23 protein-coding genes are annotated in these 24,991 nt (G+C 68.0%); 9 read left to right on the plus strand and 14 right to left on the minus strand.

Going from position 1 to position 24,991, the window contains the following annotated elements; all coding sequences use genetic code 11:
• Nucleotides 1–158 precede the first annotated feature (158 nt).
• The 8 genes from nadD to FHW84_RS22740 form a co-directional block, all read right to left on the minus strand.
• Nucleotides 159–791, minus strand: a complete 633-nt coding sequence (gene nadD / locus FHW84_RS22705) for a nicotinate-nucleotide adenylyltransferase (protein ID WP_167258737.1) — start codon at nt 789–791, stop codon at nt 159–161.
• Entirely contained in the window at nt 788–1,807 is a 1,020-nt protein-coding gene (holA, locus tag FHW84_RS22710) for a DNA polymerase III subunit delta (protein ID WP_167258739.1), read from the minus strand. The genes nadD and holA overlap by 4 nt, the downstream gene beginning before the upstream one ends.
• 4 nt (nt 1,808–1,811) lie before the next feature.
• Nucleotides 1,812–2,351 carry an LPS assembly lipoprotein LptE gene (lptE, locus tag FHW84_RS22715; RefSeq protein ID WP_167258741.1) on the minus strand — a complete coding sequence of 180 codons (540 nt, stop codon included), beginning with the start codon at nt 2,349–2,351 and terminating at the stop codon, nt 1,812–1,814.
• Between the two features lie 5 nt (nt 2,352–2,356).
• Nucleotides 2,357–4,999 carry a leucine--tRNA ligase gene (gene leuS / locus FHW84_RS22720; protein WP_167258743.1) on the minus strand — a complete coding sequence of 881 codons (2,643 nt, stop codon included), beginning with the start codon at nt 4,997–4,999 and terminating at the stop codon, nt 2,357–2,359.
• 140 nt (nt 5,000–5,139) lie between these two features.
• The gene (locus FHW84_RS22725; RefSeq protein WP_167258745.1) at nt 5,140–5,769 is read right to left on the minus strand and encodes a PqiC family protein; all 630 of its coding nucleotides are present in this window, start codon (nt 5,767–5,769) and stop codon (nt 5,140–5,142) included.
• The gene (locus FHW84_RS22730) at nt 5,766–7,463 is read right to left on the minus strand and encodes an MlaD family protein (protein ID WP_167258747.1); all 1,698 of its coding nucleotides are present in this window, start codon (nt 7,461–7,463) and stop codon (nt 5,766–5,768) included. Before FHW84_RS22730 ends, FHW84_RS22725 begins: the two co-directional genes overlap by 4 nt.
• Nucleotides 7,456–8,082 carry a paraquat-inducible protein A gene (locus FHW84_RS22735; RefSeq protein ID WP_167258749.1) on the minus strand — a complete coding sequence of 209 codons (627 nt, stop codon included), beginning with the start codon at nt 8,080–8,082 and terminating at the stop codon, nt 7,456–7,458. Before FHW84_RS22735 ends, FHW84_RS22730 begins: the two co-directional genes overlap by 8 nt.
• Entirely contained in the window at nt 8,079–8,690 is a 612-nt protein-coding gene (locus FHW84_RS22740; protein ID WP_167258751.1) for a paraquat-inducible protein A, read from the minus strand. The genes FHW84_RS22735 and FHW84_RS22740 overlap by 4 nt, the downstream gene beginning before the upstream one ends.
• A 178-nt stretch (nt 8,691–8,868) precedes the next feature.
• Here FHW84_RS22740 and trxA point away from each other — a divergent pair, with 178 nt between their 5' ends.
• The 4 genes from trxA (at nt 8,869) to FHW84_RS22760 (ending at nt 12,945) form a co-directional block, all read left to right on the plus strand.
• Entirely contained in the window at nt 8,869–9,726 is an 858-nt protein-coding gene (gene trxA / locus FHW84_RS22745; RefSeq protein WP_167258753.1) for a thioredoxin, read from the plus strand.
• A gap of 27 nt (nt 9,727–9,753) precedes the next feature.
• The gene (locus FHW84_RS22750; protein ID WP_167258755.1) at nt 9,754–10,557 is read left to right on the plus strand and encodes a LytTR family DNA-binding domain-containing protein; all 804 of its coding nucleotides are present in this window, start codon (nt 9,754–9,756) and stop codon (nt 10,555–10,557) included.
• Between the two features lie 113 nt (nt 10,558–10,670).
• Nucleotides 10,671–12,419, plus strand: coding sequence for a CocE/NonD family hydrolase (locus FHW84_RS22755; RefSeq protein WP_167258757.1), 1,749 nt, complete (start codon nt 10,671–10,673; stop codon nt 12,417–12,419).
• Between the two features lie 64 nt (nt 12,420–12,483).
• The gene (locus FHW84_RS22760; RefSeq protein WP_167258759.1) at nt 12,484–12,945 is read left to right on the plus strand and encodes a DUF4442 domain-containing protein; all 462 of its coding nucleotides are present in this window, start codon (nt 12,484–12,486) and stop codon (nt 12,943–12,945) included.
• Nucleotides 12,946–13,051: 106 nt separating this feature from the next.
• On the opposite strand, the gene FHW84_RS22765 is transcribed toward FHW84_RS22760, so the two are convergent.
• Both FHW84_RS22765 and FHW84_RS22770 read right to left on the minus strand, forming a co-directional pair.
• Nucleotides 13,052–13,702 carry a hypothetical protein gene (locus tag FHW84_RS22765; RefSeq protein WP_167258761.1) on the minus strand — a complete coding sequence of 217 codons (651 nt, stop codon included), beginning with the start codon at nt 13,700–13,702 and terminating at the stop codon, nt 13,052–13,054.
• Between the two features lie 2 nt (nt 13,703–13,704).
• Nucleotides 13,705–14,220 carry a sigma-70 family RNA polymerase sigma factor gene (locus FHW84_RS22770; protein WP_167258763.1) on the minus strand — a complete coding sequence of 172 codons (516 nt, stop codon included), beginning with the start codon at nt 14,218–14,220 and terminating at the stop codon, nt 13,705–13,707.
• Between the two features lie 144 nt (nt 14,221–14,364).
• Between FHW84_RS22770 and FHW84_RS22775 the strand changes: the two genes are divergently transcribed.
• From FHW84_RS22775 to FHW84_RS22785, 3 genes are all read left to right on the plus strand, one after another.
• Nucleotides 14,365–15,036, plus strand: a complete 672-nt coding sequence (locus tag FHW84_RS22775; RefSeq protein ID WP_167258765.1) for a DUF502 domain-containing protein — start codon at nt 14,365–14,367, stop codon at nt 15,034–15,036.
• Nucleotides 15,037–15,047: 11 nt separating this feature from the next.
• The gene (locus tag FHW84_RS22780; protein WP_167258767.1) at nt 15,048–16,829 is read left to right on the plus strand and encodes a M14 family metallopeptidase; all 1,782 of its coding nucleotides are present in this window, start codon (nt 15,048–15,050) and stop codon (nt 16,827–16,829) included.
• A gap of 192 nt (nt 16,830–17,021) precedes the next feature.
• Entirely contained in the window at nt 17,022–19,148 is a 2,127-nt protein-coding gene (locus FHW84_RS22785) for a M13 family metallopeptidase (protein WP_167258769.1), read from the plus strand.
• Between the two features lie 210 nt (nt 19,149–19,358).
• Here the strand turns inward: FHW84_RS22785 and panE are convergent, their stop codons facing one another.
• On the minus strand, nt 19,359–20,282 hold the full coding sequence (panE, locus tag FHW84_RS22790; RefSeq protein ID WP_167258771.1) for a 2-dehydropantoate 2-reductase: 924 nt from the start codon (nt 20,280–20,282) through the stop codon (nt 19,359–19,361).
• 289 nt (nt 20,283–20,571) lie between these two features.
• On the opposite strand from panE, the gene FHW84_RS22795 reads away from it, so the two are divergent.
• Together FHW84_RS22795 and FHW84_RS22800 are read left to right on the plus strand one after the other, a co-directional pair.
• Nucleotides 20,572–22,896: a catecholate siderophore receptor Fiu gene (locus FHW84_RS22795; RefSeq protein WP_167258773.1), complete on the plus strand. Its 2,325-nt coding sequence runs from the start codon at nt 20,572–20,574 to the stop codon at nt 22,894–22,896.
• Nucleotides 22,897–23,058: 162 nt separating this feature from the next.
• The gene (locus tag FHW84_RS22800) at nt 23,059–23,739 is read left to right on the plus strand and encodes a Fe2+-dependent dioxygenase (protein ID WP_167258775.1); all 681 of its coding nucleotides are present in this window, start codon (nt 23,059–23,061) and stop codon (nt 23,737–23,739) included.
• 33 nt (nt 23,740–23,772) lie between these two features.
• Here FHW84_RS22800 and FHW84_RS22805 read toward each other — a convergent pair whose 3' ends face one another.
• The 3 genes from FHW84_RS22805 to FHW84_RS22815 all read right to left on the minus strand — a co-directional run.
• Nucleotides 23,773–24,363 carry a GspH/FimT family pseudopilin gene (locus tag FHW84_RS22805; protein WP_167258780.1) on the minus strand — a complete coding sequence of 197 codons (591 nt, stop codon included), beginning with the start codon at nt 24,361–24,363 and terminating at the stop codon, nt 23,773–23,775.
• 5 nt (nt 24,364–24,368) lie between these two features.
• On the minus strand, nt 24,369–24,800 hold the full coding sequence (locus tag FHW84_RS23430) for a type IV pilin protein (RefSeq protein WP_167258776.1): 432 nt from the start codon (nt 24,798–24,800) through the stop codon (nt 24,369–24,371).
• The coding region (locus tag FHW84_RS22815) for a hypothetical protein (protein WP_167258778.1) at nt 24,797–24,991 on the minus strand (195 nt) is incomplete at its 5' end. The genes FHW84_RS23430 and FHW84_RS22815, both read right to left, overlap by 4 nt.

Below are 24,991 nucleotides of genomic sequence, written 5' to 3' on the forward strand. Positions count from 1 at the left end.
TGGGTGTTGCATTGACCCGTTGAAACCGCCCCAGCAAAGAGAAAGTGACTCGGGCGCCGGCAGGCGTCCGAAATGCCCGCTGCATAAGCGGCCAGGTCGCGTCACCGCGAAAACCAGGCAATACCGCTACTGGATCCCGGCCTACGCCGGGATGACGATCAAGAGCGATAAGGCGCCAGCAACGCGGGATCTTCGAACAGCCCACAAGGCAGCAAATAGCGCGGATCGCGCCCCCCCGCCAGCAACTCCCGAATCCGAGTCGCAGAAATCTCAATCGGCGTCACCGCCAACTCAATCACCCGCCCCGCAGGCCGCACATGCAACTCAGAAACGTCGTCGGTACGACGCCCCCCCATCTCCGCCCACAACGCATGCGGCAACTCCGGCTCAACACCCGGCCGACTCAACACCCCAAGATGCGCCACATCGAACAGTTCGCGCCAGCGATGCCACCCAGGCAACCCCGCAAACGCGTCAACGCCCAGTAACAACACCAGCGGCCGCGCACCAACCTCAGCGCGCAACTCACACAAGGTGTCATAGGTATAAGACGGCCCAGCCCGCCGCAACTCGCGCGCATCCACCGCCAGGCGATCCTGCCCCCGCAACGCGGCATCCAGCATCGCCACCCGCTGCTCCGCACTCGCCAACGGCGCCACCTTATGCGGCGGCACATTCGCCGGCATCAGCCGCACCTCGGCATCGAGCAGCTCCGCAGCCTCCCAGGCCACGCTCAGATGCCCCAGATGCACCGGATCGAAAGTGCCGCCAAACAGCGCCAGGGGCTTCATGCGAGCGCGCTGGCAGACCGCGGCTCGGCGATCGCGGCGATCAGGCGCTCGGCCTCCAGCCAGGCATCGCCCGCCTCGCGCCCCTTGGCGATGCGGTCGATCCGCGCCGCCCGCGCCAGGCACTGCAGCCAATGCTCGCGCGGCGCGCGCCGCAGCGCCTTGCGGAACAGCTGCTCGCGCGCCGGCCACAGCCGCTCCGCACGCGCCTGCGCGGCGAAATCGCGTGCATTGGCCAGGCGCAGCGCCAGCTGCAATTGATTCACCAGCCAGCCCATCAGCGCGATCAGCTCGTCGCCTTCGGCGCGCAGGCCGGCCAGGATGTGCAGCGCGCGCCCGCCGTCGCCGGCGAACGCCGCATCGGTGAGCTTGAACGCGTCGTAGCGCGCGCTGTCGGCCACCAGATGCTCCATCTCGGTGGCGTCGATGCGCGCACCGCCGCCCTCGCCGCGCAGCACGGCGAGCTTGTCGATCTCCTGCGCGGCGGCCAGCAGGTTGCCTTCCACGCGCTCGGCCAGCAGCGCGGCAGCGTCGGGCGTGGCGCTGAGGCCGCGCGAGGACAGCCGCGCGCCGACCCAGGCCGCCCATTCGTGCGGCTTGGGCGCGTTGAACACCACCAGCGCACCGGCGGCGTCCAGGTTCCTGGTCCAGGCGCCTTCGTGCTTGCTGCTCCACTCGGTGGCGGTGATCAGCAGGGTCACGTCCGGCGGCGGCTTGGCGCAGAACTCGTTGATGGCCTTGGCGCCCTCGGTGCCGGGACGGCCGGTGGGCAGGCGCAGGTCGAGCAGGCGGCGCGTGGCGAACAGAGACATGCCGGCGGCGGAGCGCGCCAGGTCGTCCCAGTCGAAATGATTACCGACGTCGAGCACTTCGCGCTCGGCATAGCCCAGGCGGCGCGCCTGCGCGCGCAGCGCGTCGGCGGCTTCCAGCACCAGCAGCTCCTCGCCCGCCAGCAGGTACACCGGCCGCAGGCTGTCGCCCGCCAGCGCCTTCTGCCACTGGGCGGCATTCAGCGGCATCGGATTACGGCGCGGACGAGGCGGACGCTGGCGCGACCGTGCCGCCGCCGTGCTTCTGCAGCGCCTGCAGGCGGAACAGGATGGCCTGCACCATGTCGTCGTTGAGGCTGCGCTGGATCTCTTCCACCTGCGCCGTGGTGCCCACGGTATTGGTGGCGTCGTAGCTGAATTCGCGCGACATGCTGATGTTCTGCGCCGGCAGCAGCACCTGGCCGGTGCCGTCGTTCAACTGGAACTGCACCTGGTAGCGCACGGCGTATTCGGTGACGCGCGCATAGCCGCTGACGGTCAGCGTCTCGGTGCTGAAGGTGGCCAGCGGCACGCGCAGTTCGGCGATGCCGGCGCCCGGCTTGTCTTCCACCGTGGCGCCGGAGGCCTCCAGTGCACGGGCCAGGTCGCGCTGCAGGTCGAGGCCGCCGTTCACCGTCAGGTGCACGCGCTGCATCGCGGACGGCAGCGCGGCGCTCTGGCGGAGATGAAAGCCGCACGCCGACAGCGCGAGGGCGGACACCAGCAACAGCGAGGCTTTCAAGATGCGGCTCATGGATTTCATCCTGCGACGATGTTGACGATCTTGCCCGGGACCACGATGACCTTGCGCACGCTCTGGCCTTCCATGAACGCGAGCACGTTCGGATGCGCCAGGGCCAGCTTTTCCGCTTCTTCCTTCGAGGCGCCGGCGGCGACCTCGATGGTACCGCGCAACTTGCCGTTGACCTGCACCGCCAGGGTGAGCGAATCGCGCACCAGCGCGGCTTCGTCCGCCTTCGGCCAGGGCTGGTCTTCCAGCACCTCGGCCGGGTGGCCCAGCACCTGCCACAGCGCGTGGCTGACGTGCGGCACCACCGGGTTGAGCAGCAGCACCATCGCTTCCAGCGCCTCGTGGCGCACGGCGCGGCCCTGCTCGCTCTGGTCGTCGAACTTGCCCAGCGCGTTCAGCAGCTCCATCAGCGCGGCGATGGCGGTGTTGAAGGAGTGGCGGCGGCCGACATCGTCGCCCACCTTCTGGATGGTCTCGTGCAGCTGGCGGCGCAGCGCCTTCTGGCCGGCGTCCAGCGCGGCCGGGTCGACCACGGCGTGGTCGGGGCCGGCGGCATGCGTGGCCACTTCGCGCCAGAAGCGGCGCAGGAAGCGCGCCATGCCTTCCACGCCGGCCTCGCTCCATTCCAGCGACTGCTCCGGCGGCGCGGCGAACATGGAGAACAGGCGCACCGTGTCGGCGCCGAACTTCTCCACCATCGCCTGCGGGTCGATGCCGTTGTTCTTGGACTTGGACATCTTCTCGGTGCCGCCGATGCTCACCGGCTGCCCGTCGCTCTTCAGCACCGCGCCGATCACGCGCGCCTTTTCGTCGCGCTGGATTTCCACGTCGGCGGGATTGATCCAGTCCTTCGAGCCGTCGGCATTGTCGCGGTAGAAGGTCTCGGCGATCACCATGCCCTGGCACAGCAGGTTGGTGGCCGGTTCGTCGGTGCGCACCAGGCCCGCGTCGCGCATCAGCTTGTGATAGAAGCGGAAGTACAGCAGATGCAGGATGGCGTGCTCGATGCCGCCGATGTACTGGTCCACCGGCAGCCAGTAATTGGCGCGCGCGTCGACCTGCTCGTTGGCGCCGGGACTGGTGTAGCGCGCGTAGTACCAGCTCGACTCCATGAAGGTATCGAAGGTGTCGGTCTCGCGCTCGGCCGGGCCGCCGCACTGCGGGCAGGTGGTCTTGCGCCACTCGGGGTCGGCCTTGATCGGCGACTGCACGCCGGAGAACGCAACGTCTTCCGGCAGCACGACGGGCAGCTGGTCTTCCGGCACCGGCACCGCATCGCACTTCGGGCAGTAGATGACCGGGATCGGGCAACCCCAATAGCGCTGGCGGCTGACGCCCCAGTCGCGCAGGCGCCAGTTCACGCGGCGCTGGCCCTTGCCCTCGCCTTCCAGCGTGGCGGCCAGATACTCGAAGGCTTCGCGGTAGTTCTTGCCGTCCAGCGCGCCGGAGTGCACCACGCGCATGTCGGCGCGGGTCTTGTCGGAGTACCACTCCTGCCACTTGTCCGGGTCGTAGCTTTCGTCGCCGGCGGCGATCACCTGCTTGATCGGCAGGTCGTACTTGTGCGCGAACTCGAAGTCGCGCTCGTCATGGCCGGGCACCGCCATCACCGCGCCGGTGCCGTAGCCCATCAGCACGAAGTTGGCGACCCACACCGGCACCTTGGCGCCGGTGACCGGATGGATGGCGAACAGGCCGGTGGCCATGCCGCGCTTTTCCTGCGTTTCCAGCTCCGCCTCGGACACGCCGCCGTGGCGCAGTTCGTCGAGGAAGGAAGCCAGTTCGCTATTACCCTGCGCGGCCTTCAGCGCCAGCGGATGCTCGCCGGCGATCGACACGAAGGTCACGCCCATCAGCGTGTCGGGACGCGTGGTGAACACGGTCAGCGGTTCGGCTTCGCCTTCCACCGCGAAGTGGATCTCCAGGCCTTCGGAGCGGCCGATCCAGTTGCGCTGCATGGTCTTCACCGCATCGGGCCAGCCGGGCAGCGTGTCCAGGCCGTCGAGCAGTTCCTGCGCGTAATCGGTGATCTTGAGGAACCACTGCGGGATCTCGCGCTTCTCGACCAGGGCGCCGGAGCGCCAGCCGCGGCCGTCGACCACTTGCTCGTTGGCCAGCACGGTCTGGTCGACCGGATCCCAGTTCACCACCGCGTTCTTGCGGTAGGCCAGGCCCTTCTTCATCAGCCGGGTGAACATCAGCTGTTCCCAGCGGTAGTACTCCGGGCGGCAGGTGGCGAACTCGCGGGTCCAGTCGTAGGCGAAGCCCATGCGCTGCAGCTGGCCGCGCATGTGTTCGATGTTCTGGTAGGTCCACTTGGCCGGCGCGGTCCTGTTCTTGATCGCGGCGTTCTCGGCCGGCAGGCCGAACGCGTCCCAGCCCATCGGCTGCAGCACGTTCTTGCCGTTCATGCGCTGATAGCGGCTGATCACGTCGCCGATGGTGTAGTTGCGCACGTGGCCCATGTGCAGGGCGCCCGACGGGTACGGCAGCATCGAGAGGCAGTAGAACTTCGGGCGCGAAGGGTCTTCCTTCACCTCGTAGGCGCGCTGCTCGCGCCAGTACTGCTGCGCGGCGGCTTCCACCGCCTGCGGTTGATAGGCCTGTTCGCCGGCCTGGTCGGTGCTGCCCTGTGCTTGGTTGTCCTGCATGTGTCCGGCGCCTGAACTCGTTTACGGCAGCTTGAGCCGGAGTCCGCCGGCGGCTGCGGGTGAACGCGGCAGACTAGCAGATGAGGCGGTGCCCGGGGACCGGGGAACGGGCGCGAACCCGCCCGCCGGCCATGCCGCGCTCAGCCGGCGGGACAGGCGCCGGCCTGGCCGGCGGCCAGCGCCTGCGCGGCGGTGGCGATCTGCGCGGCCAGCCCGTCCAGCGCCCGCTGGTGGCCCTGCACCAGGGCCGCGTAGCCCTGGCCCACGCTTTCCTGCACGCGGCTGGTGCAGGAAAGCGCCGCGCCGCCCTTGAGCGGGCGCACGCTCCACGCCGCGTCCAGCAGCGCGTACGCGCCCGGCACGGAATCGAAGCGGCGCAGGTCTACCTTGATGCGCAGCACCGGCTTGCTTCCTGCCGGCAGGCCGCTGATGTCCTGGGTATGCAGCTGGCGCGCGAGATCCGCCGACAGCGCGCCGCGCACCTCGTCGCCCAGCGGGGCGATCCAGCGCTCGCCGTCCAGCACCGCCACGCCCTGCCCGCCCTGGCGCACCACCAGCTGCGGCTGGTCGACCTGGGCCGGCACGCCCACCGGCAGCAGTTCGAACTGGAACGGCGCAGGGGCAGGCGTAATGGTGGATTGCGTGGCCGTGCCCACGTAGGCATCCGCCGCCGGCACCAGCGTGTAGTAGCGCACCGGCGCCGAGCCGCCGCAGGCGGCCAGAGCCAGCGCGCCGCCCAGGATGGCGAGGAGATATCCGGTGCGGATCATGGCTTGCTCCCGTCTTTCATAAGGGATGGCTGCGTCGAAGCCGGCGCGTTGCGTTCCGGCGGGGCGTCCGCGCGGCGTCCGCGCAGCAGCGCGTCCGGATGCGCGCCCAGGTAATCGGTCAGCACGCGCAGCGAGCGCACCGTGCGCTGCATCTCCTGCACGGTACCGCCCAGGTTCTGCTGCAGCGGGGAATCCGCCGACAGCGCGTTGTTGGCGTTGCCCAGGGTCTGCTGCGCGCCCTGCAGGGTGCTCTTGAATTCCGGCAGCACGTCGTCGTTGACCTTCTTCAGCGTGCGATTGAGCTCGGCCAGGGTGGCGTTGGCGTTCTGGCCGATGCTGTCGAACGGGATCTTCTGGATCTTGTCGACGATCTCCGCCATCTGCTCCTGCAGCTTGTCGAAGCTGCCCGGCACGGTGGGAATCTCCAGCGGCTTCATGGTCGGGTCGTACGGCACCTTGTCCGCCTTCGGCACGAAGTCCAGCGCGATGTACAGCTGGCCGGTCAGCAGGTTGCCGCTGCGCGCCTGCGCGCGCAGGCCATGTTCGATCAGCCGGCCCATCATCTGCGACAGCTGCGCGTCGTCGCCGCGCGCCTTGGCCAGCGCCACCAGCTTGTCGTGCGCGCGGCCCAGGCGCTGCGGATACACCACCGCGCCGACGATCACCGGGAAGGTCTGGGTCTTCTCGTCGAAATCGAGGTTGATCGACACCACGCGGCCGAACGGCACGCCGAGGAATTCCACCGGCGCGTCCACCTTCAGCCCGCGCAGCGACTGGTCGAAGCGCATGCGGATATAGCGCGGCTCGCCGTCCGGCGGCGCCATCGCGGTGGCCTGGTCGCCGAACAGGCGGAACTCGGCGTTCTGTTCCGCCGGCGTCTCGTCGTGCGGACCCAGCGGCGCGCCGAACGCCACGCCGCCGGCCAGTACGGTGGCCAGCGATTGCGTATTGAGCTTGACGCCGTCGGCGCCGATCGACACGTCCACGCCGCTGGCGTTCCAGAAGCGCGTGGACTTGCTGACGAATTCGTCGTTCGGCCCGTCGACGAAGATCTGCAGGCTCACGCCCTTGCCGTCCTTGTCCAGCTGGTAGGTGACCACGCGGCCGACCTGGATGCGGCGGTAGTACACCGGCGAGCCGATATCCAGCGAACCGAGGTCGTCGGTGTGCAGCTTGAAGGTCTTGCCGGGCGCGCCGTGGGTGACCGCGGGCGGTTCTTCCAGGCCGGTGAATTCGTCGCGCGATTCCTTCGACTCGCCCACGTCCGCGCCGATGAAGGCGCCGGACAGCAGCGTATCGATGCCGGACACGCCCCCTAAGCCGATGCGCGGGCGCACCACCCAGAAGCGCGTGCCGTCGGTGGCGAAACCCTCGGCGCTCTTTTCCAGCGAGACCTTGGCGGTGACGTGGCTGCGGTCCTTGGACAAGGTCACCGAAGTGACGCGGCCGATCACCACGTTCTTGTACTTCACCGGCGTCTTGCCCGGATCCAGGCCTTCGGCGCTCTGGAAGCTGATGCTGATCTTGGGGCCGGCCTGCATCCACGCATTGATCACCAGCGACAGGCCGACCAGCGCGGCCAGCACCGGGATCAGCCACACGAAGGAGGCATTGATGCGCGGCTTGTGGACCACCGGCTCCGGCAAGTCGCTGCCGGGAGAGCCGGGTTGTTCGGGCGTGGCTTGCTCAGTCATCGGATTCCCTGCCATCCCAGATCAGCCTGGGGTCGAAACTCATCGAGGCGAACATGGTGAGGATCACCGTGAGGCCGAAGAACACCACGCCCGGCAAGGGTTCCACCAGGCTCAGCACACCGAACTGCACCAGCGCCGTGAGCAGCGCCACCACGAACACGTCCAGCATCGACCAGTAGCCGATCAGCTCCACCAGCCGATAGAGCTTGGCGCGCTGCCGCCGCGCCCACGGCGTGGCGCGGCGCGAACTCCATAGCAGCAGGCCCAGCGCCAGGAACTTCAGCATCGGCACCATGATGCTGGCGGTGAACACGATCACCGCGAGGTCCGGCGAGCCTTTCACCCACAGCTCTACCACGCCGCTGAGGATGGTGTTGTCGTCGATGTCGCCCACGCTGGCGGTGCGCATGATCGGCAGCACGTTGGCGGGGATGTACAGCATGAAGGCGGCCAGCAGCAGCGCCAGCGTGCGGGTGTAGCTGGCCCGCTTGCGCCGGTGCAGCGCCGAGTGGCAGCGCGGGCAATGCGCGCCCTCCACGCCGGTGTCGCGGCAGACCAGCCCGCAGACGTGGCAACCGATCAGGCCCAGTTCGCCGGCGCGCGGCAGGTCGGCGCTCATGCGTGATGCTCCGGCACCAGGTCCCACAGGCGGCGCAGGTCGATGCTGGCGAAGACGGTGATCAGCAGGGTGAGCCCGGCGTAGGCGAAGATGCCCGGGTTGAGGATCACGTCGAAATACAGCCGCGCCTTGACGATCGCCACCAGCGCGCCGAGCACGAACACCTCGCTCATGGTCCACGGCCCCAGCCGGTACAGCGCCACCATGGCCAGCCGGAAACCCGGCGCGCGGCGTCCTTGCCGGGCGAAGTACAGCACCCAGCCCAGCAGCAGCATCTTGCACAGCGGAAAGAAGAACAGCGTGGCGGCGGCCAGCACCGAGACCACCTGCGAATGCTCGCGCCACATCATCACGATGGCGCCCCACAGCGTGGTGCTGATCATCGTCCCGCCGAGTCCCAGGGTGACGATGGGCCACACATTGGCCTGCACGAAGACCAGCATCGCCGTGACCACCAGGGCGAACATGCCGCCCACGCCCAGGCGGTGGTGCCGCTCCAGGATGGCGTCGCAGCGCTGGCAGCGCGCGACCTCGCCGCAGCACAGCTCGCGCCGCCGATACACGGTGTCGCAATGCTCGCAGATCAGCAGCGGTGGGCTTTCGGCCACGGAGGTCCTTCAGGTCAGGTCCGGCTCGTCATCCCAAGGATTCTCTCAAATCCGCGCAGGCCGCGGCCACCCGGCGATCAGGCCATTCAGCGCCCGCCCGGCTGTGCCAGCCCGCCACTTGATATGCACCGCGCCGCCCTGATCTGATTCCGATTCCCTTGCCCCCGGAGCTTCAGCCGTGACCAGCGACGCCCCCACCCACGTGTTCGACGTCGACCAGGACAACTTCGAAGCCGAGGTGCTGCAGGCCTCGCTGACGACGCCGATCCTGATCGACTTCTGGGCGACCTGGTGCGGCCCCTGCAAGACCCTGGGTCCGCTGCTGGAAAAACTGGCCACCGCCTTCAACGGCGCGTTCCGCCTGGCCAAGATCGACGTGGACAAGAACCAGCAGCTGGCCGGCATGTTCGGCGTGCGCAGCATTCCCACGGTGATCCTGGTGAAGGACGGCCAGATCGTCGACGGCTTCGCCGGCGCCCTGCCCGAAGGCCAGCTGCGCGAATTCCTGGAGCGCCACCTGCAGCCGCGCGAAAGCGAGGACGAAGAGGCCGAACTGGCCCCGGCCGAAACGCCGGAGCAGGCGATCGAACGCCTGCGCGGCGAGATCGCAGAATCAGACAACTCCGAACTCAAGCTCGACCTCGCCCTGGCCCTGATGAAGGCCGGCCAGGCCGACGCCGCCGGAGCCGAACTGACCGCCCTGCCGGCCAACCTGGCCACCGACACGCGCGCCGTGCGCCTGCGCAGCCAGCTGGACCTGGCCCGCGCCCTGCAGGGCGCGCCGGCGCAGAACGAACTGCAGCAGCGCGTGCAGGCCGACCCCGCCGACTGGCAGGCGCGCGACCTGCTCGGCGTGCGCCTGCTGCTGGATGGCGACGCCGCGGCCGGCCTGGAGCAGTTCCTGGCCGTCCTGGAAAAAGCCCGCGACTGGAACGACGGCATGGCCAAGAAGCGCCTGCTGGCCGCCTTCGCCACGCTCGACGACGCCGAACTGGTCGGCAAATACCGCCGGCGGATGGCCTCGCTGCTGTTCTGAGCAGCCGGCCGCGGGGGACGGACGGGGATGAAACAGCGCAGCTTCGACCTGCTGGCGGTAGCCGGCATCTTCGCGGCCTATACGGTCACGATCCGGCTGGCGCTGGACACCGACCTGGCCGGCAGCCTGCTCGGCGGGCTGGCCAACACCATTCCCGTGGTGATCTTCGGCCTGGCAGTGCGGCACATCGTGCTGCGCTGGCTGGTCGGCCGGCCGGTGGCGCTGCAGCTGGGTGCGCATCTGCTGCTGTGCGCGGCCTTCGCCACCTTGTCGTACTGGCTGCTGATCATGCTGCTGGGCCTGTTCGTCGGCGCCAGCCCCGAAGGCTTCGTGATCCGGCCGTTCAAGGCCGGCGCCGTGGCGTGGCAGACGCTGGAGAACGTGACGACTTACGCGCTGATCGCGGCGATTTCGCACCTGCAGGCCATGCATAAGGCGGCACCGGCGGTGGCGGACCCCGCGCCCGCGGCGGTCGATGCCGTTCCCGCCGACAGCACGGACGCCGCACCTTCCCGCTATTTCGTGCGCATCGGCGACGAGCTGCGCCCGCTCGATCTCGACACCGTGGTGAGCATCGGCGGCGCCGACGACTACGCCGAAGTGCGCACGCTCACCGGCAAGCACCTGGTGCGGGTGACGCTGGCGGAGTTCGCCCGCTCGCTCGACCCGGCCAAGTTCGCGCGCGTGCACCGCTCCTGGATCGTCAACACCCACTACATCGCCAGCGCCGAACCGGCCGGCGGCGGACGCCTGCTGCTGCACCTGGAGAACGGCCAGACCGTCTCCACCAGCCGCGACGGCGCCCGGCTGCTGCGCGACCGCGTGATTTGACCCGCCGGCGGCTGCGGTTCGCCGCGCCGCCGTGTCCGTTCGCCGAATTTTTCCGCCGCGGCAAGCGCGGGTGGCGATCCTCCGGCCCGTTCCCCCACGGAATCGAGGACCGCATGAAATCCGCCCTGCGCTGGCTGCTGGCCAGCTGTCTCGCCCTTTCCGCCCACGCGGCACAGCCGCCATCCGCCGCCTCGGCCGGCGCCCGCGCCGACGCGGGACAGCCCTTTCTGATCGACGACCAGGTGCTGATCCCCACCCCGGACGGCGCGCAGATCGCCGCGCTGATCGTGCGCCCGCGCAACGCACCGGCAAAGCTGACCGCCCTGCTCAACTTCACCATCTATGCCCGCGACCGCTGGAGCCTGGCCGATGCGAAGAAGATGGCCGCGCACGGCTATGCCGGCGTCGTGGCCTACACACGCGGCAAGGGCCGCAGCGGCGGGCCCGTCGTTCCCTACCTGCACGATGGCGAAGACGCGGCCACGGTGATCGCCTGGCTGGCGCGCCAGCCGTGGAGCGATGGCCGCGTGGGCATGTTCAGCGGCAGCTATAACGGCTTCACCCAGTGGGCCGCGGCCAGGCACCGGCCGCCCGCGCTGAAGGCGATGGCCACGCATGCCACCAATGCGCCGGGCATCGATACGCCGATGCAGGGCAATGTGTTCCAGAGCTTTATCTACCCCTGGCCGTTCTACACCACCGACGACAAGGAACTCGACGACGCCACCTACGGCGACCGCGAACGCTGGGCCCGGCTGCAGCGGGCGTGGTACGCCGGCGGGCGGCCGTATCGCGACCTGGACAAGATCGACGGCAAGCCCAATCCGATCTTCGACGAGTGGCTGCAGCATCCGGCCTACGACGCTTACTGGCAGCGGCTGATTCCGTATGGCCAGGAATTCGCCGACATCGATATCCCGGTGTTCGTCGAGACCGGCTATTACGACGGCGGCATGGTCGGCGCGCTGTACTACCTGCAGGAGCACTACAAATACCGTCCCTCCGCCGATCACCGCCTGCTGGTCGGCCCTTATCACCACATCGCCATGCAGACCGGCGTGCTGCCCGAGATCGACGGCTACCGCGTGGATCGGGCCGCGATGATCGACCTGCAGGAAGTGCGGCTGCAGTGGTTCGACCATGTGTTTCGCGGCGCGCCGCTGCCCGCCGTGCTGAGCGGCAGGATCAATTTCGAGGTGATGGGGGCGAACCGCTGGCGGCATGTATCGACGCTGGCGGAGATGGCGACCGGGAGGCGGCGGCTGTATCTGACCGGCGCCGGCAAACCCGGCCATCTGCGCTTCGGCGATACCGCGGGCAAGCAGGCGCCGCCGGTGCTGACCGTCGATTTCGCCGATCGCCGCGACGTGGATTTCCGGCCGGCGCCTGGCATGCCGGATACGCGCAACGCCCTGGTGTTCGAAACCGAAGCGCTGAAGGCGCCGCTGGAAGTGGACGGCCTGTTCGACGGCCACTTCGAAACCATGATCAACAAGCGCGACTTCGACCTGGCGGTGAATTTCTATGAGCTGACCGCGGATGGGCGCTACCTCGACCTGGCTTCGTATCTGGGCCGCGCCAGCTATATGCAGGACCGCAGCCACCGACAGCTGCTGCAGCCGGGCAAGGCGCAGGCGCTAGCCTTCACCAGCCAGATGCTCACCGCGCGGCGGCTCGCGGCCGGCAGCCGGATCGTGGCCGTGGTCGGCGTGCCCAAGCAGCCCCGGATCCAGATCAACTACGGCACCGGCGGCGACGTCAGCGCCGAATCGATCGCCGATGCGAAGGAGCCGCTGCGCATCCGCTGGGCGGTTGGCAGCTATCTGGAGATCGGCGTCCGGGAGCCGCCCGATGGGCCTTGAGCAGGCAACCATACGCAAACGTATGTAGACTGCGTTTCCCTTTCCTGGCCCATGAAGACGCCCGATGCGCGCCTCCACCTTCCGCCGCCTGATGAATCTCTGGCCGCCGTTCCTGTTCAACAGCATCCGCGTGCAGCACGTGGCGGAGGATTACTCGGAAGCGCGGGTGGTGCTGCGGCTGCGGCCGTGGAACCGCAACTACGTGCGCACCCAGTTCGGCGGCAATCTGTTTTCCATGACCGATCCGTTCTGGATGCTGCTGGTGATGCACCAGCTGGGCGGCGAGTACTTCGTGTGGGACAAGGCCGGCGCCATCGATTTCGTGGCGCCGGGGCGCGAAGACGTCTATGCGGATTTCAAGCTGGAGCCGGCGGTGCTGGACGAGCTCCGCGCCGCCGCGGCCAATGGCGAGAAGGTGCTGCGCTGGTTCGAAACGGACGTGAAAACCGCGGGCGGCGAGGTAGTGGCGAAGGTACGCAAGCAGCTGTACGTGCGCCTCAAGCCCCGCGCCCGCGAGACGGCGTAGCTGCGTAGGTTGGGGTGAGCCGCAGGCGAACCCCAACGTTGCGCTGCACTCGAATGGGGCGGTGTTGGGGTTCGCCTTCGGCTCACCCCAACCTACGCCAGGGGATTCAGTCGTTTTCGAAGCGGCGCACTTCGTCCAGCACCGCTTCCGCGCGGCGCACGCTGTAGCCGGCCGCTTCGCGCTCCAGCACCCGCGCGCCCCAGATGCGCTTGATCGCCTGCATCCCCAGCCACACCAGCAGCAGGCTGGCCACGCCGCTCGCGCACAGCCACAGCACCACGTCCGGATGCAGCTTCCACACGTCCGCGCCCAGGCCGGCGAACAGCATCAGCAGCGCGGGAATCCACACGAAGCAGCCGGTGACGAGGAAGACCGGCGCCTCGACCCTGGTCTTCCATGCGCGCAGTTCCGCCAGCCGCCGCTGGATGTCCAGTACCGGCGCCGCGTAATCGATCTGCTTGACCAGGTGCAGGTTGCGCGCCGCGAACACGATCATCAGCACGCCGTACAGATGCACCAGCACGCCGCAGAACAGCAGGTGCGGATATGGCCGGTGCTCGAACCAGAAATGGCCGGCGACCAGGCTGAGCAGCGCGCCCGCCACGATCTGCACGATCTGCCCCACCCACAGCGGGCGCAGGCCGTGGCGCATTTTTTCCAGCCGGCTTTCGCGCTGCAGCTGCAGGGTCAAGGCGTGCTGCTGCGCCATGCGGCGGTCCAGCGCCTGCCAGCTCTGCTTGAGTTCATCCAGTTCCATCGTCATGCCTCCGCGGCGACCATGCGGTCGCGAAGTGTCTGCTTGATGCGACCGAGCTTGGTCGCGACATTGGTGGCGCTGATGCCGAGCACCTCGGCGATCTCGGCGTAGCTGCGGTCTTCCAGGTACAGCAGGATCAGCGCGCGGTTGAGCGGTTCGAGCTGGCCGATGAAGGCGTACAGAGCGACCAGGCGCTCGTCGCGTTCCGGCGCGGCTTCCGCGCCGATGGTGTCCAGGTGATGCGGCTGCAGCGGTTCGAGCTGGCCCGCCTGCGCCGCGCCGCCGCGGCGCAGCTGCGAGATCGCCACGTTGAGCGCGATGCGGTACATCCAGGTGGAAAAGCGCGCGCGGCTTTCGTCGTAGCCGGGCCAGGCGCGCCACAGCTGCACGCAGATTTCCTGTTCCAGGTCGCGCCGGTCTTCCGCGCCGGCGGCGTAGACGCTCGCCACCTTGGCGATCAGCCGCCGGTGCTCCTGCAACCGCTGTTCGAATCCGCGCTGGTCCGGCCTGCTGCCCATGCTTGTTTCCCCTGGTCTCCCTTTGATGATTCGCAGGGCCGCCGAAAAAATCACAGCACGCGGCGAAAGGGCCGAACGTCACGCCCGGCCGCCCCGCCCCGCCCCCTACAATGCCCGCTTCCCCGCCTTCGGAGGGTCCGCCCCATGCGGCGACTGCGCATCAAACGCTATCTGCTCACCGGCCTGCTCACGTTTATCCCGCTGTGGGTGACCTGGCTGGTGTTCAAGTTCGTGCTCGGCCTGCTGGCCGGGATCGGCACGCCGGTGGTCGGCGCCCTGGTCGGCGCGGTGGGGCAGGCCTCGCCCGCGCTGGGCACCTCGCTCAACCGCGGCTGGCTGCTGTTCGTGCTGGCCCTGGTGCTGACCGTGCTGGCGCTGTACCTGCTCGGCTGGCTGGCCAACCGGGTGATCGGCCAGCGCCTGCTGGAGGCCTTCGACGGTTTGCTGGCGCGCATCCCGCTGGTGCAGACCATCTACGGCGGCACCAAGAAACTGATGGCGGTGCTGCAGCAGAAGCCGTCGGGCGTGCAGCGCGTGGTGCTGATCGATTTCCCGCGCCAGGGCATGAAGGTGGTGGGCTTCGTCACCCGCGTGATGATCGAGGAAGGCACCGGCCGCGAGATGGCCGCGGTGTACATCCCCACCACGCCCAACCCCACCGGCGGCTATCTGGAAGTGGTGCCGGTAGACGAACTCACCCCCACCGACTGGACCATGGACCAGGCCATGGCCTTCATCATCTCCGGCGGCGCGGTGGCACCCGACACCCTGCCCGCCTCGCCCGCCACGCTGACGCAACACCAGCCCCGCGCCTGACAGGACCACGCATGAACCGACTGCTGCTCGCCGCCCTGCTCGCCGCCGCCGCGGGCCATGCCCAGGCCGCCGACTGGACCACGCCCGCCGAAGCCGCGCATTTCCGCACCACGCCGAGCTATGCCGATACGGTGGCCTATCTGCACCAGCTGGCCGATGCGGCGCCGGGCAAGTTGAAGGTAGAAAGCTTCGGCACCTCGCCGCAGGGCCGCCCGATGACGGTGGTGATCGCCAGCGGCGACGGCACGTTCACGCCGGAAGCGGCGCACCGGTCCGGCAAGCCGGTGGTGCTGGTGCAGGCCGGCATCCACCCCGGTGAGATCGAGGGCAAGGACGCCGGCCTGATGCTGCTGCGCGACTTTGCCGTGAGCGGCAAGCTGCCGCATCTGCTCGATCACGCGGTGCTGGTGTTCATCCCGGTGTTCAGCGTGGACGGGCACGAGAATTCCAGCCCCTATCACCGCATCAACCAGAACGGCCCGGACAGCATGGGCTTCCGCGGCCAGTCGCAGTACCTCAACCTCAACCGCGACTACGTCAAGGCCGACGCGCCGGAGATGCGCGACTGGCTGAAGCTCTGGCAGCGCTGGCAGCCGGACCTGCTGATGGACATCCACACCACCGACGGCGCGGATTACCAGTACGACCTGACCTGGTATCTGGAAGACCCGCACAAGCTCGATGCCGGCGTCAGCGCATGGCAGCAGCATCTGCTCAACGACAAGGTGATTCCGGCCTACGAGAAGCGCGGCCATCTCGCTTCGATCTACCTGGAATTCAAGGACGGCCGCGATCCGCGCAAGGGCATCGTCAACTTCGGTTCCGGCCCGCGCTTCTCCACCGGCTACGCGGCGCTGCAGAACCGCCCGGCCCTGCTGGTGGAGACGCATATGCTGAAGAGCTACGAGGTGCGCGTGCGCGGCACCTACGACCTGGTCGCCCTGATGCTGCAGCAGGCCGGCGCGGATGCGGCGAACCTGCTCGCGATCAACCGCAAGGCGGACGAGGCCGTGGTGGCGCGGGCGCGCGATGCGCAGGCGCAGGTGGCGTTGACGTTCAAGGACGATCCGGCGTCGACGCCGTTCAAGTTCAAGGGCTATGAATTCAGCCTCGCGCACAGCGACGTGTCGAACAGCGAGTGGATCCGCTACGACCCGTCGAAGCCGCGCACGTACGATGTCCAGAACTGGAACGGCCTGCTGCCGGATGCGTCCGTCGCGCCGCCGGCCGCATATGTGATTCCCGCGCAGTGGACGCAGGCGATCGACAAGCTCGACGCGCATGGCATCGCCTATCGCCGCCTGGCCAGGCCGCAGAAGCTCAAGGTGCAGGCGTATCGGCTGGACAAGCCGCAGTGGGCGTCCAAGCCGTTCGAAGGCCATCTGATGCTGCGCGACTTCACCCAGTCCAGCACGGTACGCGAGGTGGAGCTGCCGGCCGGCTCGGTGATCGTGCCGATGGACCAGCGCGCGGCCAATGTGGCGATCGAGCTGCTGGAGCCGCAGGCGCCGGATTCGCTGCTGCGCTGGGGCTTTCTTAATGCGGTGTTCGAGCCGAAGGAATACGGCGAGCCGCGCGTGCTGGAGAAGCTGGCGCGCGACATGATGGCCAAGGACCCGGCGCTGAAGGCCGCGTTCGAGCAAAAGCTGCATGAAGACGCCCCCTTCGCCGCCAGCCCCTCGCAGCGGCTGTTCTATTTCTTCGAGCGCTCGCCCTGGTACGCGGCCCAGGACGTGGGCGCCTACCCGGTCTACCGGATCGACGCCGCCACCCTGCAGGGCCTGGCGCCGTAAGCCCTTGCGGCGGGCCCAACGCAGCCCGCCGCCATCCCCCGCCCCTGACCTTTGACACTGTGCCGCCCCGTGACCTTTGGCCTAGGGTCGAAGGTCGTCGAAGGTCGCGGCCGTGACAGGGGATACCCGCGGTACCGGCCGCACCAGCACTTTTCGCCCCGCGGGGGCGCCATTCGTATGAGAGGGAGATCCATGACCAAGCCGTACCTGAAGCCGCTCGCCCTTGCGGTGAGCCTGGCCCTGACGCTGTCCGCCTGCGGCAAGCACGAGGCCGAGCAGAACGCCCCCGCCGCCGCCGGCAGCGCGCCGGCCCCGGCCGCGACCACCGCCGCCGCGCCGGCCGCCAAGAAGAGCCCCTTCGACGTCAGCGAGCTGGATACCGGCATCAATGCGTGCCAGGACTTCAACGGCTTCGTCAACGCCAAGTGGGTCGCCGCCAACCCGATTCCCGAAGACCGCACCCGCTGGGGCGCCTTCGACCAGCTGAGCGAGAACAGCCTCAACACCCAGCACGACATCGTCGACGCCGCCGCCAAGGGCGCCGCGCAGGCGCAGGCCGGCTCGATCGAGCAGAAGATCGGCCTGCTGTACCAGTCGGGCATGAACGAGGACGCGATCGAGAAGGCCGGCTTCGAGCCGATCAAGCCCAAGCTCGACGCCATCGGCGCGCTGAAGAACGGCGCGGACGTGGCCGACTACATCACCAAGAGCTACGCCGAAGGCGACGGCCAGGTGTTCCAGTTCGGCTCCGGCGCGGACTTCAAGCATGCCGACATGCAGATCGGCTATGCCAACCAGGGCGGCCTGGGCCTGCCGACCAAGGACTACTACCTCGATCCGAAGTACAAGGAAATCCGCGACGCCTACGTGGCCCACATCGCCCAGGCGCTGCAGCTGACCGGCACCGCCGAAGCCGACGCCAAGAAGCAGGCCGACGACGTGCTGAAGTTCGAGACCGAGCTGGCCAAGGCTTCGCTGGCGCCGGTGGAAGAGCGCGACCCGAAGAACCAGTACCACTTCGTCAGCGTGAAGGAGGCCGACAAGGTCACCCCGCACTTCAGCTGGGAGAAGTTCTTCAGCGCCCAGGGCGTGACCGTCGACAAGGGCTTCTCGCTGTCGCAGCCGAAGTTCTTCGCCGAGTTCGACAAGCTGCTGGCCGCCGCGCCGCTGGAACAGTGGCAGGCGTACCTGCGCTTCCACACCATCAGCGACGCCTCGCCGTACCTGAGCAAGGGCTTCCAGGACAACAAGTTCGACTTCTACGGCAAGACCCTGGCCGGCCAGCCGCAGCAGAAGCCGCGCTGGAAGCGCGTGCTGGGCGCGGTGAACGGCTCGATGGGCGAAGCGCTGGGCCAGCTGTACGTGGCCAAGGTGTTCAAGCCCGAAGCCAAGGAGCGTGCGCAGGAGCTGGTCGACAACGTGCGCAATGCGCTGAAGGCGCGCATCGAGAAGCTGGACTGGATGAGCGATGCCACCAAGGAAAAGGCCATCGCCAAGTGGAACACCTTCCTGCCCAAGATCGGCTACCCGGACAAGTGGCGTGACTGGTCGGGCCTGAACATCAGCGGCGACAACTTCTACGCCAACGTGGAAGCCGCCTCGAAGTTCAACTACGACTACGACATCGCCAAGATTGGCAAGCCCACCGACCGCAAGGAGTGGGGCATGACGCCGCAGACGGTGAATGCGTACTACAACCCCACCGACAACACCATCAACTTCCCGGCCGCGATCCTGCAGCCGCCGTTCTTCGACGCCAGCGCCGACGACGCCATCAACTACGGCGGCATCGGCGCCGTGATCGGCCACGAGGCCAGCCATGGCTTCGACGACGAAGGCAGCCAGTTCGACGGCGCCGGCAACCAGGAAAACTGGTGGACCAAGGACGACCGCGCCAAGTTCGACGCGCGCACCGACAAGCTGGTGCAGCAGTTCAACGACTACACGCCGATCAAGGACAAGCCGGACGCGCACGTCAACGGCAAGCTGACCCTGGGCGAGAACATCGCCGACCTGGGCGGCATGAACGTGGCCTACGACGCGCTGCAGAGCGTGCTGTCCAAGACGCCGGGTTCGGCCGAGCAGAAGATCGAAGGCTATACGCCGGACCAGCGCTTCTTCCTCAACTGGGCCCGCGTGTGGCGCGGCCACGCCCGTGAGAAGCAGGCGCTGCTGTCGCTCAACACCGACCCGCACGCACCGGTCTCGCTGCGCGCGATCGGCGCACCGTCGAACATGGAAGCCTTCGCCAAGGCGTTCCAGTGCAAGCCGGGCGATGCGATGGTGCGGGATGGCGAGAAGCAGGTGAAGATCTGGTAAGTGAGATGGCCGCGGCGTGAGTCGCGGCAGATCGATGCAAAAGAAAAGCGCCGCGCGCGAGTGCGGCGCTTTTTCTTTTTGCCGTCATCCCGGCGCAGGCCGGGATCCAGTAGCGAGGTGCTGCCTGCAGGCGAAGAGCGCCCATGAAGCTGTTCGCGAAAATCGCACGGCGGCGCCACTGGATCCCGGCCTGCGCCGGGATGACGAGCTTTAAGCCGTGCGGGCGCAGCGGTTCTCGTAAGCCTTCAAGTGCGCATACGCCATGCGCAGCAGCGGCAGCGCAGTGCCCGGCGCCGCGCGGGCGATCAGATCGCCGATCACGTGATCGGCTTCGACCGGACCGCCCTGTTCGAGGTCGCGCATCATCGAGGCGCTGAGTGTCGAGCCTTCTTCGGTGAGCACGCCGCGTGCTTTCGCCAGTACGTTTTCGGCGGGAGCGTGACCGTGGTCGGAGGCGACACGGCGGCAGTCTTCCAGCATCGCCAGCGTGGCTTCCAGGCCGCCCGGCGCGGCGACGACGTCGCCGACCGGTGCGCGCATCAGGCAGGTGATGCCGGCGAGCGAGGCGAGGAAGACCCATTTGTCCCACATGTCCTGCAGCACTTCGCTGCTGAGCCGCGCGTCGAACTTCACGCCTTCCATCGCCTGCGCGATGCGCTCCACCCGTGCCGAGCGCGAGCCGTCGCGTTCGCCGAAGGTGAGGCTGTGCGAGCGGTTGAGGTGGCGGATCTCGCCGTCCTGGCCCAGCGTCGCGGCGATCACGCACAGGCCGCCCAGCACGCGCGCGGCCCCGAAGCGCGCGTCCAGCGCATCCAGATGGCGCATGCCGTTGAGCAGCGGCAGGATCGCCGTGCCCTCGCCCACCGCCGGCGCGACGTCGGCGATCACCTGCGGCAGGTGGTAGGCCTTGCAGCTGAGCAGGACCAGGTCGTAAGGCCCGCGCAGTTCGCCGGCGGTGACGGTGGGCGCGCGCAGCGTGGCGTCGCCGAGCGCGCTGCGGATGGCTAGGCCGTGCGCGGCCAGCGCCTGGGCGCGCGCGGGGCGGACCAGGAAGCTCACGTCCTGCCCGCTTTCCAGCAGGCGTCCGCCGAAATAGCCGCCGGTGGCGCCGGCGCCGACTACCAGGATGCGCATCGCATAAGTCTCCATGAAGCGGTGGTCCGCTGAGACACGGACCTGCGAGGGGAGCCGGAAGTGTACGCCGCGGCGCCATCGGCCCCGGCCGGGCGGCCTGCCCCTGAACGGAATGATTGCAAATCATTCTCATTAAAAATACGATGTGAAGATCACGGCCGACCCAGGGGATCCGCCGGCAATGCCGTGACCGACAACTCCTGCTGCCCCTGCCGCGCGATTGCCGCGGCGGCATGGGCGCACGCGCGCATCGCCTGCCGCGCTCCTTATCGATGCATCTGGAAGCCCCATGGCCTACATCAAAAGCCGCAAGCACCCCGCCCCCACCGCCCGGCTGCAGCCCGGCCAGCTCGCCGCGGCCACCGCCGCGCTGCTGACCGGCCTGGCGCTGGCGTCGCCTGCCCTGGCTGGTGACGACACCGCCGCGGATCCGCAGTCCAAGGCCAAGAGCCTCTCGGCGGTGAACGTGGAAGCGACGCGCGGCAGCGACTACGTGGCCGACAAAGTGGACTCCCCCAAGTTCACCCAGCCCCTGCTCGACACCACCCAGACCATCTCGGTGATCACCAAGGACCTGTTCCTGCAGCAGGGCGCCACCACGCTTACCGAGGCGCTGCGCAACACCCCGGGCGTGGGCACCTTCTATGCCGGCGAGAACGGCAGCACCACCACCGGCGACGGCATCTACATGCGCGGCTTCGACACGTCCAACAGCATCTTCGTGGACGGCGTGCGCGACACCGGCAGCATCTCGCGCGACATCTTCAATATCGAACAGGTGGAAGTGACCAAGGGCCCCGCCGGCACCGACTACGGCCGCACCGCGCCGACCGGCGCGATCAACCTGGTGACCAAGCAGCCGCTGCTGCAGAACGCCGTCTCCGGCCAGGTCGCCTACGGCAGTTCCGACCGCAAGCGCGCCACCGCCGACTGGAACCAGGTGCTCGGCGCGAGCAGCGCGTTCCGCCTCAACCTGATGGCGCAGAACAGCGGCGTGCCGGGCCGCGACGAGGTGGAAAACAACCGCTGGGGCGTCGCGCCCTCGCTGGCCTTCGGCCTGGGCACCGCCACGCGCGTGTACATCGACTACCTGCACGTCAAGCAGAACAACATCCCCGACGGCGGCGTCTCCACCATCGGCCTGCCCGGCTACAGCAGCCCGGATCCCAAGCGTCCGTGGCTGGCCAACGCGCGCCCGGTCGATCCGTCGAACTTCTACGGCACCGACGCCGACCATGACCACGTCAAGGCCGACCTCTTCACCGTGCGCGTCGAGCACGACATCAGCGACGACCTGGCCCTGCACAACACCCTGCGCTGGGGCCGCACCAGGCAGGATTACCTGCTGACCTCGTACATGGCCACAGCGGCCAACCTGCTCACGCCGAACCCGAACGATCCGTCGACCTGGACCGTCGCGCGCAGCAACCCGACGTTCAAGGATCAGACCAACAAGATCCTCACCGACCAGTTCAACTTCACCGCCAACTTCCAGACCGGCGGCATCACGCACAACCTGAGCTCCGGCGTCGAACTGACCCGCGAGGAAGCGAACACCACCGGCATCGTCTCGCTGCTCAACACCTGGCCCGCGGCCAGCGTGTACCGCCCCAACCCGCACGTGTCGGGCATGCAGTGGTTCCGCAACGGCACCTACACGCACGGCAAGACCGACACCTACTCGGCCTATGTGTTCGACACGCTGAAGTTTAACGAGCAGTGGCAGGTCAACGCCGGCGTGCGCCTGGACCACTACAAGACCAATTTCGACAGCGCCGTCACCTGCGGTACGCGCAACGCGCCCGTGTGCGGCGCCCTGCCCGCCAACTCGGCGGTGCCGGGCCTGGATGCGCGCAAGAGCGGCAACCTCACCAACTGGAAGGTTGGCGTGCTGTACAAGCCGGCCGCCAACGGCAGCGTGTATGCCAACTACGCGATCTCGCAGCAGCCGCCGGGCGGCAGCACGCTCACGCTCAGCAGTTCGGCCAACAGCGCCGACAATCCCAACTTCAATCCGCAGAAGGCCAGGACCGCCGAAGTGGGCACCAAGTGGGAGTTCTACGACAGCCGCCTGATGCTGACCGGCGCTATCTATCGCACCGAGATCAACAACGACGTGGTGCAGGATCCGACCGACCTGCAGTACTACCAGACCGGCAAGAAGCGCGTGCAGGGCGTGGAGCTCAGCGCGGTGGGCAAGCTCACCGAGCACTGGGCCATCAGCGCCGGCTACACCGTGATGGACAGCAAGGTGCTCAGCGGCAGCGCGGTCACCAGCGACGGCAGTTCGGATCTGGCGTACACGCCGAAGTCCGCCTTCACCGCGTGGACCACCTACACCTTGCCGTTCGGCCTGACCGTCGGCGGCGGCGCGCGCTACAACGACCAGCTCAAGCGCGGCACTGACGGTGCGATCGGCACGCCGGCGTATACCAAGTCGTACTGGGTGTTCGACGCGGTGGCCACCTACCCGGTCAACAAGCACGTCGACCTGCAGTTGAACGTGTACAACCTGTTCGACAAGGAATACGTCTCGGCCATCAACAAGAGCGGCTACCGCTACACGCCCGGCGCACCGCGTTCGGCTATGCTCACGGCCAACGTGCGCTTCTGACGTAACTCCGCCAATCTCCGATGTGGAATCCTTCTCCCCTTCGGGAGAAGGTGGCGGCAGCCGGATGAGGGTTCGGTCGGAGCGCAACGCTCCACTCCGCCCGTACCCTCACCCCAACCCCTCTCCCGGAGGGAGAGGGGCTCAAACCTCGCGAGGACTGGCATGTTGCTGCATGTCCCCAACGTACTGACGCCGGAACAGCTGCGACACGTCCGCGCCGAACTGGATCACGCCGACTGGACCGACGGCCGCCAGACCGTCGGCGCGCAAGGCGCCCAGGTCAAGCGCAACCTGCAGTTGCCGGAAGCCTCGCCGGTGCGCGAAGCACTGGGCCGCCTGATCCTCGACGCACTCGCGCAGCACCCGCTCTATCACGCCGCCGCGCTACCGCTGCGCACGCTGGCGCCGCGCTTCAACCGCTACGAAGGCGGCGGGCATTACGGCTATCACGTCGACGGCGCGGTGATGGCGCTGCCCGGCGGCGGGCAGCTGCGCAGCGATCTCTCCTGCACGCTGTTTCTGGCCGAGCCGGACGAATACGACGGCGGCGAACTGGTCGTCAACGACACTTATGGCGAGCACGAGGCGAAACTGCCCGCGGGCGATTTATTGCTCTATCCGTCCAGCAGCCTGCACGAAGTGCGTCCGGTGACGCGCGGCGCGCGCCTGGCTGCGTTCTTCTGGGTCCAGAGCCTGGTGCGCGATGACGGCCGGCGCCGCCTGCTGTTCGATCTGGACGTGGCGATCCAGTCGCTCACCGCCAGCCCCGGCACCGACCGCACCACCCTGCTCTCGCTCACCGGCATCTATCACAACCTGCTGCGCCAATGGAGCGAAACCTGAGCGGCGCCATGGCGGGGCCGCTCAGACGAGTTCTCAGCTCGGCACGCAGGTGGTCTGCACACCCAGCGACTGCGAGGTCGTGCTGCCCGAAGCATTCACCGTAAGCTGCGCACCCGGCACCGCGGTGGTGCTGGTACCCGTGCCGGTGTCGTTCGCGGCGCGGAAGCAGGTGGCGAACTTCGGCTGCTTGTTGTCGCTGCGGCGCACCTGGCCCTGCGAGCCGAAGCTCAGGATCACGCTGTCCAGCGCCTGGATCGACACGCTGTCGCGCGCATCGGAAGCGCGCAGCTTGATCGCGCCGGACGTCGCGCTGTAGGCCGTGGTCGCCACGCCCTTGCCGGGCTGGTAAGTATAGATCAGCCAGCCGCTTTCATAGGCCTTGCCGTTCGAGGTGCAGCTGGCCTGGTCCGAGCTCGGGCAGATCGACACCACGTTGCCGCGGTTGATCGCCTCGCTGCGCGCATAAGCGATATCGGCCAGCAGGGCATTGCTGGCGGAACTGACCTTGTTGCGCCGGATCGCATCGCGGAAGCTCGGCCCGGCCGCCACCAGCAGGATCGCCGCCACCGCCAGCGCCACCATCAGTTCGACCAGGCTGAAGCCCTTGTTCCCCTGTCGTGTCATGGCGGTCACCAGCACTTGCCGTTGGTGGTGGAGCCGGTGGCGCCCTTCTGTCCGTAATTGTTGACGTTAAGCGCCTTGCAGTCGTCCTTGGCCTGAGGACCTCCCGCCACCGGCGTGGCCGTGGCGGTGAAGGTCGTGGCCGGCGTAGCGGGCGTCACGGCGACCGTGTAGTAGCCCTTGTCCGACGATGTCAAAGTGAAGCCGATATCGCTCAGGCTGCCATAGCGGTTGTTGGTCGAGTAGAACCGCTCCTGCGCGGTCGCCACGCGCAGCAGCAGGTTCTGTCCATCCGAGCGCCGTGCGCGGATGCCGTAGCGCAGGTAGTTCGGCACCGCGAAGGCGGCGAGGATGGCGATGATCGCCACCACTACCATCAGCTCGATCAGGGTGAAGCCACGCGTATTGCGCTCGCGCAGCCGCTTCAGTGTCTCGATCATTGCGTAATCCCTCGCCAGGAACGGCGGCGCCAGACGGCGTCGTTGATATTGAGGACATTGTTGCTGCCGGTGAGTTTCAGGCCCGGCACCAGCACGCTGCCGCCGCCCACCGTCGTCACCAGCGGCACCGTGCCGGTGGTGCGCGGGTCGTTCACCCGGCCGCCCACCACGTACTTGCCCGTGCCATTCCA

It is taken from the genome of Dyella sp. SG562 (assembly GCF_011759495.1).
Lineage (GTDB): Bacteria > Pseudomonadota > Gammaproteobacteria > Xanthomonadales > Rhodanobacteraceae > Dyella_D > Dyella_D marensis.